21 protein-coding genes and 1 tRNA gene are annotated in these 15,029 nt (G+C 29.6%); 14 read left to right on the top strand and 8 right to left on the bottom strand.

The features are described 5' to 3' along the window. Nucleotides 1-170 precede the first annotated feature (170 nt). Nucleotides 171-1,244 carry a DNA-processing protein DprA gene (gene dprA, locus QOR43_RS06415; protein WP_265134597.1) on the bottom strand — a complete coding sequence of 358 codons (1,074 nt, stop codon included), beginning with the start codon at nucleotides 1,242-1,244 and terminating at the stop codon, nucleotides 171-173. A gap of 65 nt (nucleotides 1,245-1,309) precedes the next feature. Here dprA and QOR43_RS06410 point away from each other — a divergent pair, with 65 nt between their 5' ends. The 12 genes from QOR43_RS06410 (at nucleotide 1,310) to QOR43_RS06355 (ending at nucleotide 9,350) form a co-directional block, all read left to right on the top strand. After that, nucleotides 1,310-2,605, top strand: a complete 1,296-nt coding sequence (locus tag QOR43_RS06410) for a sensor domain-containing diguanylate cyclase (protein ID WP_265134596.1) — start codon at nucleotides 1,310-1,312, stop codon at nucleotides 2,603-2,605. A gap of 1 nt (nucleotide 2,606) precedes the next feature. After that, entirely contained in the window at nucleotides 2,607-3,443 is an 837-nt protein-coding gene (locus tag QOR43_RS06405) for a 4-(cytidine 5'-diphospho)-2-C-methyl-D-erythritol kinase (RefSeq protein WP_265134595.1), read from the top strand. Further along, a tRNA-Gln gene (locus QOR43_RS06400) sits at nucleotides 3,434-3,506 on the top strand. The genes QOR43_RS06405 and QOR43_RS06400 overlap by 10 nt, the downstream gene beginning before the upstream one ends. A gap of 40 nt (nucleotides 3,507-3,546) precedes the next feature. Then, complete coding sequence (locus tag QOR43_RS06395; RefSeq protein WP_265134594.1) at nucleotides 3,547-4,482, top strand: ribose-phosphate diphosphokinase; 936 nt, start codon at nucleotides 3,547-3,549, stop codon at nucleotides 4,480-4,482. Between the two features lie 41 nt (nucleotides 4,483-4,523). Beyond that, entirely contained in the window at nucleotides 4,524-5,108 is a 585-nt protein-coding gene (locus QOR43_RS06390) for a 50S ribosomal protein L25/general stress protein Ctc (RefSeq protein ID WP_265134593.1), read from the top strand. A gap of 3 nt (nucleotides 5,109-5,111) precedes the next feature. Next, complete coding sequence (pth, locus tag QOR43_RS06385) at nucleotides 5,112-5,681, top strand: aminoacyl-tRNA hydrolase (protein ID WP_265134592.1); 570 nt, start codon at nucleotides 5,112-5,114, stop codon at nucleotides 5,679-5,681. A 60-nt stretch (nucleotides 5,682-5,741) separates the two neighbouring features. Beyond that, nucleotides 5,742-6,062 carry a 30S ribosomal protein S6 gene (rpsF, locus tag QOR43_RS06380; protein WP_265134591.1) on the top strand — a complete coding sequence of 107 codons (321 nt, stop codon included), beginning with the start codon at nucleotides 5,742-5,744 and terminating at the stop codon, nucleotides 6,060-6,062. Between the two features lie 2 nt (nucleotides 6,063-6,064). Then, nucleotides 6,065-6,475: a single-stranded DNA-binding protein gene (locus tag QOR43_RS06375; RefSeq protein ID WP_265134590.1), complete on the top strand. Its 411-nt coding sequence runs from the start codon at nucleotides 6,065-6,067 to the stop codon at nucleotides 6,473-6,475. A 21-nt stretch (nucleotides 6,476-6,496) separates the two neighbouring features. Next, a complete protein-coding gene (rpsR, locus tag QOR43_RS06370; RefSeq protein WP_265134589.1) occupies nucleotides 6,497-6,736 on the top strand; it encodes a 30S ribosomal protein S18 in 240 nt (79 codons plus the stop codon). 17 nt (nucleotides 6,737-6,753) lie between these two features. Continuing rightward, nucleotides 6,754-7,203, top strand: a complete 450-nt coding sequence (gene rplI, locus QOR43_RS06365; RefSeq protein ID WP_265134588.1) for a 50S ribosomal protein L9 — start codon at nucleotides 6,754-6,756, stop codon at nucleotides 7,201-7,203. Nucleotide 7,204: 1 nt separating this feature from the next. Next, nucleotides 7,205-8,608 carry a replicative DNA helicase gene (dnaB, locus tag QOR43_RS06360; RefSeq protein ID WP_265134587.1) on the top strand — a complete coding sequence of 468 codons (1,404 nt, stop codon included), beginning with the start codon at nucleotides 7,205-7,207 and terminating at the stop codon, nucleotides 8,606-8,608. Further along, entirely contained in the window at nucleotides 8,598-9,350 is a 753-nt protein-coding gene (locus QOR43_RS06355) for an MlaE family ABC transporter permease (protein WP_265134586.1), read from the top strand. Before dnaB ends, QOR43_RS06355 begins: the two co-directional genes overlap by 11 nt. On the opposite strand, the gene pdxA is transcribed toward QOR43_RS06355, so the two are convergent. Genes pdxA through moeB form a run of 6 tightly spaced genes read right to left on the bottom strand, consistent with a single transcriptional unit; the run spans nucleotide 9,330 to nucleotide 12,232 of the window. Then, nucleotides 9,330-10,292, bottom strand: coding sequence for a 4-hydroxythreonine-4-phosphate dehydrogenase PdxA (gene pdxA, locus QOR43_RS06350; protein ID WP_265134585.1), 963 nt, complete (start codon nucleotides 10,290-10,292; stop codon nucleotides 9,330-9,332). The two genes, QOR43_RS06355 and pdxA, sit on opposite strands and share 21 nt — an antisense overlap. Beyond that, nucleotides 10,286-10,528, bottom strand: coding sequence for a DsrH/TusB family sulfur relay protein (locus QOR43_RS06345; RefSeq protein WP_265134584.1), 243 nt, complete (start codon nucleotides 10,526-10,528; stop codon nucleotides 10,286-10,288). The genes pdxA and QOR43_RS06345 overlap by 7 nt, the downstream gene beginning before the upstream one ends. Continuing rightward, a complete protein-coding gene (locus QOR43_RS06340; RefSeq protein ID WP_265134583.1) occupies nucleotides 10,522-10,872 on the bottom strand; it encodes a DsrE family protein in 351 nt (116 codons plus the stop codon). The genes QOR43_RS06345 and QOR43_RS06340 overlap by 7 nt, the downstream gene beginning before the upstream one ends. 9 nt (nucleotides 10,873-10,881) lie before the next feature. Next, the gene (locus QOR43_RS06335; RefSeq protein WP_265134582.1) at nucleotides 10,882-11,184 is read right to left on the bottom strand and encodes a DsrE family protein; all 303 of its coding nucleotides are present in this window, start codon (nucleotides 11,182-11,184) and stop codon (nucleotides 10,882-10,884) included. Beyond that, complete coding sequence (locus tag QOR43_RS06330) at nucleotides 11,181-11,414, bottom strand: sulfurtransferase TusA family protein (RefSeq protein WP_265134581.1); 234 nt, start codon at nucleotides 11,412-11,414, stop codon at nucleotides 11,181-11,183. The genes QOR43_RS06335 and QOR43_RS06330 overlap by 4 nt, the downstream gene beginning before the upstream one ends. Beyond that, nucleotides 11,414-12,232: a molybdopterin-synthase adenylyltransferase MoeB gene (gene moeB / locus QOR43_RS06325; RefSeq protein ID WP_265134580.1), complete on the bottom strand. Its 819-nt coding sequence runs from the start codon at nucleotides 12,230-12,232 to the stop codon at nucleotides 11,414-11,416. Before moeB ends, QOR43_RS06330 begins: the two co-directional genes overlap by 1 nt. 239 nt (nucleotides 12,233-12,471) lie before the next feature. Here moeB and QOR43_RS06320 point away from each other — a divergent pair, with 239 nt between their 5' ends. Together QOR43_RS06320 and proC are read left to right on the top strand one after the other, a co-directional pair. After that, nucleotides 12,472-13,089 carry a 3'-5' exonuclease gene (locus QOR43_RS06320; protein WP_265134579.1) on the top strand — a complete coding sequence of 206 codons (618 nt, stop codon included), beginning with the start codon at nucleotides 12,472-12,474 and terminating at the stop codon, nucleotides 13,087-13,089. After that, nucleotides 13,082-13,885, top strand: a complete 804-nt coding sequence (proC, locus tag QOR43_RS06315) for a pyrroline-5-carboxylate reductase (RefSeq protein WP_265134578.1) — start codon at nucleotides 13,082-13,084, stop codon at nucleotides 13,883-13,885. Before QOR43_RS06320 ends, proC begins: the two co-directional genes overlap by 8 nt. Here the strand turns inward: proC and hemW are convergent. Beyond that, complete coding sequence (gene hemW / locus QOR43_RS06310; RefSeq protein WP_265134577.1) at nucleotides 13,877-14,959, bottom strand: radical SAM family heme chaperone HemW; 1,083 nt, start codon at nucleotides 14,957-14,959, stop codon at nucleotides 13,877-13,879. The two genes, proC and hemW, sit on opposite strands and share 9 nt — an antisense overlap. Nucleotides 14,960-15,029: the final 70 nt, after the last annotated feature.

The raw sequence follows: 15,029 nt of genomic DNA, 5'->3' as shown, positions 1-15,029 counted from the left end.
TTGAACACATTTTCTATGGAAAAGTTAAAAAATCTTACATTTTTCCCTTATATTAAAAATGCTTTATTGGGGTAATTTTATAATGGTTTTGGTATAAGATAATTACTTCCATTCTTATCACCTATAAAGGTTTTTAATTTTATTAAATCACAAAGTTAGTAATTACTAATTTAAAGAATATTTCTTTGATAAAAGCCATTTTCCTCAGAAAGAATACCTTTTAGTGTTAGCATAAATAAAATCTGCATAACTTCTTCATAAGGAATTTCTGCCTTTTGGACTATCTCTTCAATATGCATAGGATTTTTTATAATATCTAAAATCTTTTTCTCTTTATCTGATAAATCGGTAAAATCAATATTCTTATAACCGGAAAATAAAAATGGTATATGCTCTTTGAAATCCTTCGGAGATAATAATATAGAAGCACCTTCTTTAATAAGCTCATTATTTCCAACAGATGAAGGATTATTAATATTAGCCGGAACTGTTAAAACTACTCTTCCATAATCATTTGCATATCCAGCAGTTATTAAACTCCCTGATTTAGAAGGAGCTTCTACTACAAAAACAGCCATAGATAAACCTGCAATTAATCTATTTCTTTGAGGAAATGTATATTTAGTTGGTTTTGTTCCAAGTGGAAATTCGGATATAACTGCTCCATTTTCAATAATTTTAAAAAAGAGATTTCTATTTTCCGGAGGAAATATAATATCTAAACCATTACCGAGAACTGCAGTAGTAAAACCTCCATTTTCAATACAAACTTTATGGGCTATCGTATCTATACCGGTAGCCATTCCTGAAACTATATTGATACCATTTTCTGCAAGATATTTACAAAAATGTTCTGCCACAAATTTGCCATATTGGGAATATTTTCTTGTTCCTACTACTGCTACTGCATTTTCCGGAATAGGCAATATGCCTTTATGATATATATATAAAGGAGCATCCGGTATCTCTTTTAAATTTCTCGGATATCTATCATCGGTAATAGGAATAATATTTATTTTATTCTTATCTGCTTTTCCAACCTCTTTTTCAGCCTCTTCTTTCAACAACTTAAAATCAGAATTTATAATATTATCTGCTACTACTTTACCAAATTTATCTACTATCTCGTTATAAGAGCTTTCAAATAAATAAGTTATATTTTCATATTTTTGAATAATCTCTCTTGCCCTTATATTTCCAATGCCTTTAATCTTTGAAAGAATGATAAAATCTACAATATCCATAAAAAATATTATAAACTAAAATTTATGATAAAATAATATTTTCAGTTACTTTGAGGTAAAAAATCATGAGAGGCAAAATATTAATTGAGGCACTACTAAAAAATTATTTTTCAGATGAGGAAATAGACCGGATAAATCATTTTAAAGTAGATGAAGAAAAAATAAAGCATTTGGAAAAGATAATAGATAAAATATTAGAAAAGTATGCTAACAAAGTTAAAATAAAAGAAAATCTGAAAGAAAATATAAAAAATTTATTTATAAAAATAATGGTAAATCCTATAACTCCTGCATCTACAAGATTTGTTCATTTAACCGGTGGAAGATTTTTTTATGAAAAAATACCGGATATTTTTATAGCAAATTTATATAAAGATATAAAATACGAGCTATATTCTATTTTTAAAGATGAAAATCATTTATTTTTAAAAAAATTAGATTTTTATTTTCTTGTTTTAATGAAACATTATATAGATTTTATGATAAAAGATGAAATGTCTAAACTTAAATTTTCAGAGTACTCAAAAACATCAATAATAAATTCCTTAAAGGAAGCAAGAGATGAACATATAAAATTTACATCTTCTGTTATAAGGGATTTAATAGAAAAAGGGTACATTAAAAAGATAAATCCGGAAGAATGTTCATTTGGGAAATGGCTTTATTTGGAAGAAAAGAATATCTTAGGTGAAAATTTTAATTTAATAGAAGAGATGCATAATGATTTTCATAATAAAATAAATGCTTTGATAGATATAAAGAACAACACAGATAGTATTGATTTTTATCTTGCAATAAAAGATTTAAAACTGGATTCTCTACAGCTTATCAATACAATAGATAAAATAATATCTGATATATCTACAAAAATGATGATGTTAGACAGCCTTACAGAAATACTAAATAGAACATTTCTTAATATTATATTAGAAAAAGAAATAAAAAAAGCCCAAAGATATGCAATAGATTACTCTATCTTAATGCTTGATATAGATGATTTTAAAAAAATTAATGATACTTACGGACATCTTGTAGGTGATATAGTTTTAAAAGAGGTTGCAAAAGCTATAAAATCCATATTAAGAGAGTCGGATTATATATTTAGATATGGTGGTGAAGAAATTCTTATTTTACTTCCATATATTGATATAGAAAAAGCAAAAATTGTAGCAGAAAAAATTTTAAATAAAATAAGGGAAATAAATATTTCTTCTATTCCAAATCTAAAAATTACAGCAAGTATAGGTATTGCAAAATTAGAAAATTATGAAAATCCATGGCAAGATATAGATAAAGCTGACATAGCTTTATATCAGGCTAAAAGAGCAGGAAAAGATAGGTATATGGTTTATAATATATAATATGGAAAAAATTTTAAAATCTCCGGCAAAAATAAATTTGGGTTTATGGGTCATAAATAAAAGGATTGATGGGTATCACAATATATTTACTCTTATGCATACAATAGATTTATATGATAGGATTTATATAAAACCATCTGCTGTATTAAAAGTTAGCAGTAGCAATCCTTTTATAAAACAGGAAGACAATATTGTATATAAAACTATTAAATTGTTTGAAGATTACACAGATATAGAAGTTAATTATGATATTTATATTGAAAAAAATATACCGGTAGGAGCAGGTCTTGGTGGTGGTAGTTCCAATGCTGCTACAATACTTAAATTTTTAAATAAAGAGTATTCTTATCCTTTATCTGAAGAAAAAATGATAGAGATATTATCCAAGATTGGTTCTGATACCGTTTTCTTTTTAAAAGGTGGTTTTGCAGTAGTAGAAGGAAAAGGTGAAAAAGTAAATTATTTAGATATTTCTTTTGATAGAGATATATTTATCATCTACCCAAATATAAATGTTTCTACCAAAGAAATCTATAGCAGAGTAACCGACAGAGACTTGACAAAATATGAAGAGCTGGATATAATATTTAATCTGTTAAGGGATTTTGATAAATTAATTGATAATATCCAGAATAAGCTGGGAGATATAGCTGAGGAGCTTTATCCTCAGATAAAAGAAGTTAAGAATACATTAAATTATTTAGGATATAAAGCTTTTGTAACTGGCTCTGGAAGTGCTGTTGTGGCAATAGGACAGCCTTCTGAAAAGGTTGAAACAATTTGTAAATTAAAAAATTGGAAATTAATAAAAACAAAGCTCTCTAACACTGGGGAGTAGTTCAGCTGGCAGAACATCGGTCTTTGGAACCGAGTGTCGGAGGTTCGAGTCCTCCCTCCCCAGCTAATATCAAAACTTTTTTCTTAATCCGGAGGTTTCTCAAGTGGCTAAACATCTTAAAATTATCAGCGGAAATGCAAATCCATCTCTTTCTAAGGAAATTGCAGAATATCTTCAAGTGCCTTTAGTTGATACCTTAGTTACAAGATTTAGTGATGGAGAAGTAAGAGTTCAGATAAATGAAAATGTAAGAGGAGCAGATGTATTTGTAATTCAATCATTAACTTCTCCGGTAAATGATAATATAATGGAATTATTACTTTTATTAGATGCATTAAAACGTTCTTCTACCCATAGAATAACAGCCGTAATTCCTTACTTTGCTTATGCAAGACAGGATAGAAAAGATAAACCGAGAGTTCCTATAAGTGCAAAATTATTGGCAGATATAATTCAAAAAGCCGGTGCAAATAGGGTTTTAACGGTTGATTTACATTCTGCCCAAATACAAGGTTTTTTTGATTGTCCTGTTGATAATATTTATGCATTACCGGTAATTTATGAGTATATAAAAGCTAAAAATATAGAAGATTTAGTTATAGTATCTCCTGATGCAGGTGGTGTTGAAAGGGCAAGAATGCTTGCAAATAGACTCGGCTGTGGAATAGGTATTGTTTATAAAAAAAGACCTGCTCCTAATGTTGTAGAAACCTTAGATGTTATAGGAAATATAGAAGGGAAAAATGCAATAATAATAGATGATATTATAGATACAGCAGGAACAATAGTGGCTGCTGCCCAGATGCTTAAATCAAAAGGAGCAAAATCTGTAATAGCAGCCTGCACCCATCCGATATTATCAGGACCGGCAGTAGAAAGATTAAAAAATTCAGAGATAGAAGAAGTAATAGTAACAAACACTATTCCTACAGAAGGAAAAGAGTTTGAAAAATTAACCGTATTATCAATAGCAGATTTACTCGGAGAAGCGATAAAAAGAATAAATATAGAAAGTTCAGTAAGTTCTCTATTTTTATGATATAATTATTGTTTCTAAAATTGTAGGAGGTTGTGTGAAAGATGATTCAGACAATAGAGTGGAAAGCTATTCCAAGAACAATAGGTAAAAAAAGTGAAGTAAAAGAATTTAGAAAAAAAGGTTATCTTCCAACAGAAGTTTATGGAAAAGGACATGAAAATATCCATGTTTATATTCCAAAAAAATTATTATTATCAAGACCTCACGGAAACTTCCTTATTAATTTAGTTATAGAAGGTGAGCAAGAACCCAAAATATGTGTTTTAAAAGATATCCAATATAACTATCTTGGAGATGAACCTATACATGTAGATTTATATGAAGTTTCTATGGGTGTTGAGCTTGATGTTGAAGTTCCAATAGATTTAATCGGAAGACCTGTAGGTTTAGAAAAAGGTGGATTATTAGAGCATCATTTACATACAATAATGGTTAGAACTGTTCCAAGAAATATACCTGAAAAAATAGAAGTTGATATATCTAATCTTGATGTTGGGGATGTTTTACACGTAAGAGATATACCTGTACCAGAAGGTGTAAAAATATTAACACCTGCAGATGAAGTTGTTGTTGTTATATCTGAACCTGAAGTAGAAGAAGTAGCAGAAGAAGAAACAGCTGCATAATAAATGATAAAAGCTTTGATAGGACTGGGTAATCCAGGAGAAAAATATAAAAATACAAGGCATAACATAGGATTTATGGTGGCTGATGCTGTTGCATCAGCTTTAAAATGTAATAAAAAATATAAAGAAAGGGCATTTTCACATATTTATGAATGTGAAGATTATGATTTAATTATAGCAAAACCTCAAACATATATGAATAACAGCGGAATAGCTGTAAAAAATATAATGGAAGATTATAATATTAAAAATAATGAAATTCTTGTAGTTTATGATGATTTAGATTTGGCACCGGGAGTTGTAAAACTGAGAACAAAAGGCTCCAGCGGTGGACATAAAGGAATACAATCTATTATTAATTATATAAAAACTGAAGAATTTCCAAGATTAAGAATAGGAATAGGAAGACCGGAAAGAAAAGAAGAAGTTGCTGATTATGTTTTATCACCTTTTTCTAAGGATGAAAAATTATTAATTGAAAAGGTGATAGCCCATTCAACAGAATGTATATTAAATGTGTTAAAATATGGTATAGAAAAATCTTTAAATTTTTGCAATAGGAATATAGTTTAATCCTTGCTTCTTGGTAATATCCAAGAGGCTATTATAAAAAAGCCAAAAGGAGGTATCTGTATGAGACATTATGAGCTTGTATTTGTTTTAAAGCCAACTCTTTCTGAAGAGGAAATCTCTTCAAAAGTGGAAGCCGTTAAAAATCTCATTACTCAAAACGGCGGAGAAATTTATAAAGAAACAAAATGGGGAAGAAGAGAGCTTGCCTATCCTATCCAAAAGTTCAATTCCGGTTATTATTTCATTCTCAATTACAAAACAGAAAATTCATCACTTCCGGCAAAAGTTGAGTATAACTTAAGAATTGATGAATCTGTAATTAGATTTTTAAATAGTAAAATTCATGTAAAAGAACCGGCCAATGTTACGGAAGGTGAGTAATTATGCTTAATAAAGTTTTTATTATCGGTAGATTAACAAGGGAGCCTGATATAAGATTTCTTCCTTCCGGAATGCAGATTACTTCATTTACAATTGCAAATAATAGAAGATATAAAGATAGAGATGGAAACTGGAAAGAAGATAGCTATTTTTTTGATATTGAGACATTCGGAGCACTTGCTGAAAGGGTTGGAAGACAACTTGAAAAAGGTACCCAGATACTGATAGAGGGTTCTTTAAGGCAAGATAAATGGGAAAATTCTGCCGGAGAAAAAAGGTCAAGAATCAAAATAGTAGCCGACAGAATATCTATTCTTTCTAAGGTGGCTAAAAAAGAAGAATCTTCCAGTATGGAAGAATCCGTAGAAGAACCAATAGAAGATTTTTCTTCTGATGATGATGTTCCACTTTAATTTAAAAAGGAGGTAATGAAATTGGCAAATCAACAACAGCAAAAATTTTTTGTTCAAAAAAGAAAAAAATATTGCAAATTCTGTGCTGAGAAGAAAGAACCGGATTATAAAGATGTAGAAACATTAAAAGAGTTTATCTCAGAAAGAGGTAAAATAATTCCAAGAAGAATATCCGGAACCTGTGCAAGACACCAAAGAAAATTAACTGTTGCTATAAAGAGAGCAAGACAGTTAGCACTTCTTCCGTATGTAATAATGTAATCAGGAGGTAAGACAGAATGAAGGTTATTTTAGCTAAGGATGTAGAAGGTTGGGGAACAATAGGTGATATTATAGAAGTAAAAAGAGGATTTGCAAGAAATTATCTTATTCCAAGAGGACTTGCTTACGAAGCAACAGAAGAAAATATAAAACATATTCAGGATATATTAAACCAAAAAGCAAGAAAACTTGAAAGGGAAAAACAAAAAGCATTGGAACTTGCTAAAAAATTAGAAGGTGTTGAGATAGAACTTGAAAAAGAAGTTGGAACAACAGGAAAATTATTTGGTTCTGTAACGACTTCTGATATTGCAAATGCATTAAAAGAAAAAGGAATAGAAATAGATAGAAAGAAAATAATGCTCAGAAGTCCAATAAAAGATATAGGAACATTTACAATAAATATTAAATTACATCCACAGGTAAGCTCTTCTATTAAGTTACATGTAAAACCAAAATTATCTTAAAATGGAATCCTTAGACAATCTCCCTCTCCCTCACGACGATGAGATGGAGAGGGCTTTACTTGGTTCAATATTCTTAGAAGAATCAATTTTTGATAGCATACTTAATATCCTAAAACCACAAGATTTTTTTAATCCAAGACATAAAATCATCTATGAATATCTTATAAAATATAATGATGAAGCGGAAGTATTAGACCCAAATCTATTTGTAGATTATCTTGATAAACATTCAGTCTTAGAAAAAGTAGGTGGTAAAAGCTATATAAATCTTATAATAGCCGATGCTACACCGCCATCTACAGCCTTATCTATGGCAAATTCCCTGAAAGAGAAAGCACTTATCAGGGAACTTGTATTAACTGCAAATGAGATTATACAAAAAGCAAAAACAACAAAAAATATAAATATCCTTCTTGAAGAAGTAGAGTCTGCCATATTTAAAATTGCAGAGACAAGACAAATAAGCAGTTATTATTCTATTGGGGAAGTTTTAAAAGAAACATTAAACATTATAAATGAGCTTGCAAAAAAAGAACATGTTGTTACCGGTTTACCTACCGGATTTTATGACCTTGATAGATTAACAACAGGATTTCATAAAGGAGATTTGGTAATTGTTGCAGCAAGACCTGGAATGGGTAAAACCAGTTTTGCCTTATCTATACTATATCATATATCTATGATAGAAAATAGACCTTCTGCCTTTTTCTCCTTAGAGATGTCAAAGGAACAGATAGCAATGAGATTATTATGTGAAGATACCAGAATACCACTAAAAAAAATAAGAAGTGGATTTTTAAATTCAGATGAACTGGGATTGATAGCAGATAGTGCAATAAAAATGATGAAAGCTCCTTTATATATAGATGATACAGCATCTTTAAAAATGCTTGATTTAAAAGCAAAAGCAAGAAAATTAAAAAAAGAAAAAGAGATAGAAGTTTTAGTTATAGATTATCTTCAACTTCTTACAACAGATGGAAAAAGAGAAAATAGACAACAGGAAGTAGCAGAAATATCAAGGGGTTTAAAAGCTCTTGCAAAAGAGCTAAATATTCCAATAATTGCATTAGCACAGTTATCAAGACAGGCAGAAATGAGGGCAGATAAAAGACCACAACTTGCAGATTTGAGAGAAAGTGGTAGTATTGAGCAAGATGCAGATACAGTAATATTTATCCATAGACCTGAATATTACAAAAAAAATCCGGCTCCTCAAGAAGAAGGCATAGCAGAAATTATAATAGCAAAACAAAGAAACGGACCAACCGGAACAATTAATCTTGCATTTGTAAAAGAGATTACAAAATTTGAAAATTTAGCTCAAAATTATGATAATATAGATACATTCGTTGAAGAAGAGGAAGAATTAGAATATTTAGGGGAAGATAACGTTGATACTTAATGGCTTTATAAATTTTATATATCATGTAGGTAATATAACATTATTCTTTTTCAATACATTGCTTTCTATCTTAAAAAAGCCGCCGAAGCTGAAATATATCTTTAAAAATATGGAAGATATTGGTGTAAACGCTGCTTTACTTATTATTTTAACCGGATTTTTTACCGGTGGTGTTCTTGTTGTTGAAACATATCCTACATTTCATAAATTTAATGCAGAATTTTTGATTGGTGCTCTTGTTTCCTTATCTTTAACAAGAGAGTTATCTCCAGTTCTTGTAGCTTTGCTTGTAACTGCAAGGTCTGGCTCTGCTATAGCAGCAAATATCGGGACAATGAGAATAACGGAGCAGATAGATGCTCTTGAAGTTATGGCAGTAAATCCACTTGGGTATCTTGTAGCACCCCGTATTATCGCAGCTTTAATAATGGTTCCGGCATTGACCGTATTATCTATAATTGCCGGTATTATAGGAGGATATGTTGTAGGTGTTTATCTATATCATATAAATCCGTATCTTTTCTGGCAAAAAATGGTAACTCTTACAGAGCTAAAAGATATTTATGGAGGGCTTTTTAAAGCTTCGGTTTTTGGTGTTATATTAGTATTAATTGCTTCTTATTTTGGTTATCATGCAAAGGGTGGGGCTGAAGGAGTTGGCAGAGCTACAACTACTGCCGTTGTTGTTGCTTCTGTTACAATATTAATTCTTGATTATTTCTTAACAGCTCTTATTTATTAATCTTTTTGCAATTTTTACAGCATATAAAAAAGAAGATTCATCTGCTATGCCTTTTCCTGCAATATCATATCCGGTGCCGTGGTCAGGAGATGTTCTTATAAATGGAAGTCCAAAGGTCATATTTACAGCTTTTCTAAAACAAAGCATTTTCAAAGGTATTAATCCCTGGTCATGATACATCGCAATATATATATCAAAATCTTTTCTATTTATAAATGCAGTATCCGGAGATAAAGGACCTATCAGATTTATTCCTTCATTTTTTAACTGATTTATAGCCGGTATTATAATTTTTTCTTCTTCATCTCCTATATTTGAGTTATCGGAAGCATGAGGATTAAGTCCAAGAACTGCAATTTTTGGATTTTTTATACAAAATTTCTGTTTTAATTCTTCATTTATCAATCTTATTTTTGATATAATTTTTTCTTTTGATATGTTTTTTGGAACATCTTTAAGAGGAATATGGGTTGTTATCAATCCTACCTTTAATTTATTACAAAATAAAATCATTGCATATTCTTTTATATTTGATACATCTGCTAAATAATCTGTATGACCGGCATATTTAAATCCTGCTTTCATTATCCATTCTTTTGATATAGGCATAGTTACCAATGCATTCAGCTTTTTATCTAAAATATCTCTTACTGCATTTTGTAAAAATAAAACAGAAGCTTTACCGGATTTAACAGATGGTTTTCCAAACTGGATATCTTCATCAAAAAGGTCTATTATATAAAATCCTTCTTTTTTTGCTTCTTCCGGTTTATTTATCTGAATTAAATCAAACTTTTCATTTAAAAGAGTTTGGGCTTTTTGGATAGCTTTTGATGAACCGTAAATTATATATATAGCTTTTGGTAATTTTTTTACAGATTTAACTAAAATTTCTGAAGATATACCGGCTAAATCCCCGTGGGAAATACCTATCTTTACCATACAACTACTTTGTTTGCTTTTTCTATAATATCAATAATATCCGAGTAATCTATTAGTTTATCTTTGGGGATTTTTATTCCTCTTGCTATTACATCTTCTTTGCAGGCATACCATTTGTATGTAGATGGCTGTCTTAAAATCCCATCTTGAATAAGAATAATAATATCATTTTCATTTATTAAATCTGCTGCCGGAAAATCTGCCGGTTTTCTCACTATCCATACTGTATTTACCATGTAATTACAACCTCTGCATTGGATATAATTTCCGAAATCTTTTCTTTTGGCTCAATGAAAATTTTTGTAGGAAGTTGTTTTAATATAATTCCTCTTTCTCTTACAGATTCTTCTTCCACTACTATTTTTGCTTCAAGCATGCCAAGGGCTTCTATGGATTTATCTGAAGAAGGAATTCCAATCATTGGAAGATTATTTTCTGTAAAAAGATAAACAGCATCTTTTATAAAGATAACAGTTACCTTATGGTCCATAGCCATTCCGACAGCTTGTCTTAAAGCTTCAAATGTTTTCCAGCTAAATGCTGATGATTTTATGATAGAAACTACATTTTTCTTTGCCATTTTTCTTCCTTATGTTAAAGATATAACTTTATCTGCTTCTGCTATCAGCTTAGATAATCCATACATACTGCTACTTTCTGCCCAGCTTTCAACTTTTATCTTTCTTTGCTCTGCATTATGGGCACAATAATATATTTTGGCTCCTTTCTCTGCCAATTGTTTAATTTCATCTCTTAATAAGCACCATTCTCCATTTGACATAAAAAATATTGATAATTTATGATTTTTCTCCAACGCTGTATTTGATAATTTTATCAATGTATTAAAATCCGCAGAGTAAGGATTACTTGACATTAATATCAATAATTTCATTTTACTTTTCTCACTATAACTTCCCAAAGATTGTTATCTAACTGATTTACAGCTATAACTTCCTGTCCTTCTTCTTTCATACTTTTTGGCACATTATCAACAGATGGTTTATAATCAAGGATTATTTTTAATATTTCTCCTTTATTCATCTGTTCTAAAATTAATTTACTTTTTACAAATGTAAATGGACAAACTTCTCCTTTTAAATCAAGTTCTCTTGTTATTTCCATTAGAAATGCACCTCACAGGATTGTTCGTATTCTATAAGCTCTTTAATTGTTGGATTTTCTCCACAGAGATTACATTTTTTATCTTTTCTTAATTTTACGGTTCTAAATTCTGTAGTAAGTGCATCAAAAACGAGCAATTTACCAACAAGTGGCTCTCCTATATCAAGAATAAGTTTTAAAGCTTCATTTGCCTGTAATGTTCCCATTATACCACCTACTACACCGAGTAATCCGGCTTCTTGACAGCTTGGGACAAGTCCCGGTGGTGGCGGTTCAGGAAATAAACATCTATAACAAGGTGAATTTTCTTTATTTCTGTAATCAAATGTTGTTAACTGCCCTTCAAATCTAAGTATTGCTGCAGATACAAGAGGTTTTCCGAGCATAAAGCATGCATCATTAATTAAAAATCTTGTAGGGAAATTATCAGAACCATCTAAAACAATATCATAATCTTTTATTATATCTAAAACATTTGATTTATCTATTTTTTGGTTGTAGGTTATAACTTTAACATCCGGATTTAATGCTTCAATAGTCATTTTTGCAGATTCTACTTTTGGAACACCAACCCTTGAAGTGTTATGTAAAATCTGTCTTTGTAAGTTAGAATAATCAACGACATCAAAATCAACTATTCCGATAGTTCCTACACCGGCAGCAGCAAGATAATATAATGAAGGAGAGCCAAGCCCACCGGCTCCTATAACTAAAACCTTAGCATTTAATAATTTTTGTTGTCCTACTCCACCAACTTCCGGTAGAATTATATGTCTACTGTATCTTTTAATCTGTTCTTCTGTAAATTGAAAAGACATCACTCACCTCTCAAAGAAAATATTAAAAATATATGATATATAATTTTATAACTTTTTGCAATAAGAAATTTGTTGGAATATTTGACATTATTGAAACTATAATTTTTTCTTAAAAGCCTTTAAGCAACTATTTATATATCAAGTATTAGCAGGTTTTTAAACAGCCTTTACAAAGCATTGATAAATTTATTCACCGGATATATACTATTTTTAACTCTTAAAAAATAAAGGAAAGCATAGTGTATAATCTATCTATTGATGAAGTTAGTTTTGCAGTTATAGATATAGAGACAACCGGATTAAAACCAACTACCGGAGAGATAATAGAAGTTGCCGCAATAAAGGTAGAAGGTGGAGTTATAACTTCCAAATTTTCTTCACTTGTAAAACCCGATATACAAATCATACCACCACATATAACCCAGCTAACAGGCATAACAACTGCTATGGTAATAGATAAACCAAAAATAGAAGAAATTTTTGATAAATATATGGATTTTATAGGAGATTCAATTATCGTAGCCCACAATGCTTCTTTTGATTTATCTTTTCTAAATCTTGTAAATAACAGATTATATGGAAAAAATATACAAAATCCTACAATCTGCACATTAAAACTTGCAAGGAGAATATTTCCGGAACTTCAAAGCAAATCTTTATCAAATTTAGCATACCATTTTAATTTATCTTTTCAACAAAGACACAGAGCATTATCAGATGCTTATGCCACTTATGAGATATTTAAAAGAATAATTGATATTTTACAAGATTATAAAATAAATAAAGTTTTAGATATAATAAAACTTGCTAATGGAAAAGAGATAAACCTTATAAATAAAAGGAGAAGATATGTTTAGAGTAGGGATAATAGGCACCGGAAATATGGGAGAAGCACTTATTAAAGGTATAATTGAAAAAACAGATATAAAAAGCACCCAAATAATAGCCTATGATATAAATAAAGAAAAGTTAGATTCTATAGTAGATAAATACAACATAGCCGGTGCATCAGATAGTAAAAAAGTTGTAAAACTTTCTGAATATATAATATTAGCAGTAAAACCAAAAGATTTAAAAGAAACCCTACAACCTTTAAAAGATTTATTTAATGAAGATAAAGTTATTATATCTATATTAGCCGGAGTAAAAATAGCAAAAATTAAAGAGATTTTAGCAAAAAATATACCAGTTGTTAGAATTATGCCAAATACACCGGCATTAATAGGAGAAGGAACCATAGGAATATCCTTTGATGATATTATTAAAGATGATAAAAAATTATTTATTACAGAGCTATTTTCCATAATGGGAGAAGTATTTATAAAAGATGAAAATTATATGGATATAATTACCGGACTTGCCGGAAGTGGTCCTGCTTATGTTTATATATTTATTGATGCCCTTGCACAGGGTGGTGTAAAAATGGGATTATCTTATGAAGAAGCTTTACAAATGGCTATACAGACAGTTATAGGTTCGGCAAAATTATTAAAAGAAACAGGGCTTCATCCGATGGTAGCAAGGGATAAAGTCACATCTCCGGCAGGGACAACAATTTACGGAATAGCTACCCTTGAAGAAGAAGGATTTAGAAATGCTGTTATAAAAGCAGTAGAAAATGCTACCAAACGAAGCAAAGAGCTTTCAGATTAATTTTGAAACAATATAATTTATAACCATTAGACCCTTTCTTGTCAAAATAGCCCTATTATTTTTTATATAAAGTAAATTCTCTTTTTCTAAATCTTTTAGTATCTCCATTTTATCTTTTAAAATATCCAAGCTAACACCTTCTTTAAGCCTAAAACCAAGAAAAATTTCTTCTTCTTTTATCTTTTCTTCATCTAAAATTTCTTCATATTTTCCTATTCCTTTTCCTTCAATATATTCATTTAAATTTTTTGTATTTCCAAATCTTCTATTTCCGACAAACGACCAAGCAGAAACACCTATTCCTATATACTCTTTTCTTTGCCAATATAAAAGATTATGCTTAGACTCAGCCCCTTCTTTTGCCCAGTTTGACAATTCATATCTTAAAAATCCTTTATTCTCTAAATATTCATCAATTATATAGAACATTTTAGTAGCTAAATCTTCGGAAATTTCATTATATTTGTTTTCATTTACAAGATTTGCAAGAGCTGTTCCTTCATAAACCGTAAGCATATAAGCAGATATATGTAAAATAGGCAAAGATGTGTATATTTTTAAATCTTCCTCTAAATCTTTTATTGTTTGGGAAGAAATTCCATAAATCAAATCAAGATTGATATTATTTATTCCGGCTTTTAATGCCGATTCTATGGTTTTATATGTATCTTCCGGAGAATGATTTCTCCCAAGTATTTTCAGATTTTTTTGTAGAAATGATTGGTTGCCTATGCTTACCCTATTGACACCAATATCTTTTAATATTTTAAACTCTTCATATTTATAAGTTTTTGGATTTACTTCAATTGTTATCTCTTCTATATTTTTATGATTATTTTTTACAAATTCAATCAGCTTTACTATATATTTTGGATTTAAAACAGAAGGGGTCCCACCACCAAAATAAACCGTCTTTAAATTCCAGTCTAAATCTTTGTAAAGGTTTAACTCTTCAAACAATCTATCAATATATCTTTTATGTATATCTTCATCTAATATTGTTATAGATGTAAAATCACAATACGGGCATTTTATACTACAAAAAGGAATATGAATATATAATCCTTCAACCATAAAAATCTCCTTTTTAATAATTTATGCTTGAAAAATTTTTTTCACTATTTAATATTACATTATATGATAA

Source organism: Venenivibrio stagnispumantis (genome assembly GCF_900182795.1).
Lineage (GTDB): Bacteria > Aquificota > Aquificia > Aquificales > Hydrogenothermaceae > Venenivibrio > Venenivibrio stagnispumantis.
This window is presented reverse-complemented; position numbering and strand designations above follow the sequence as displayed.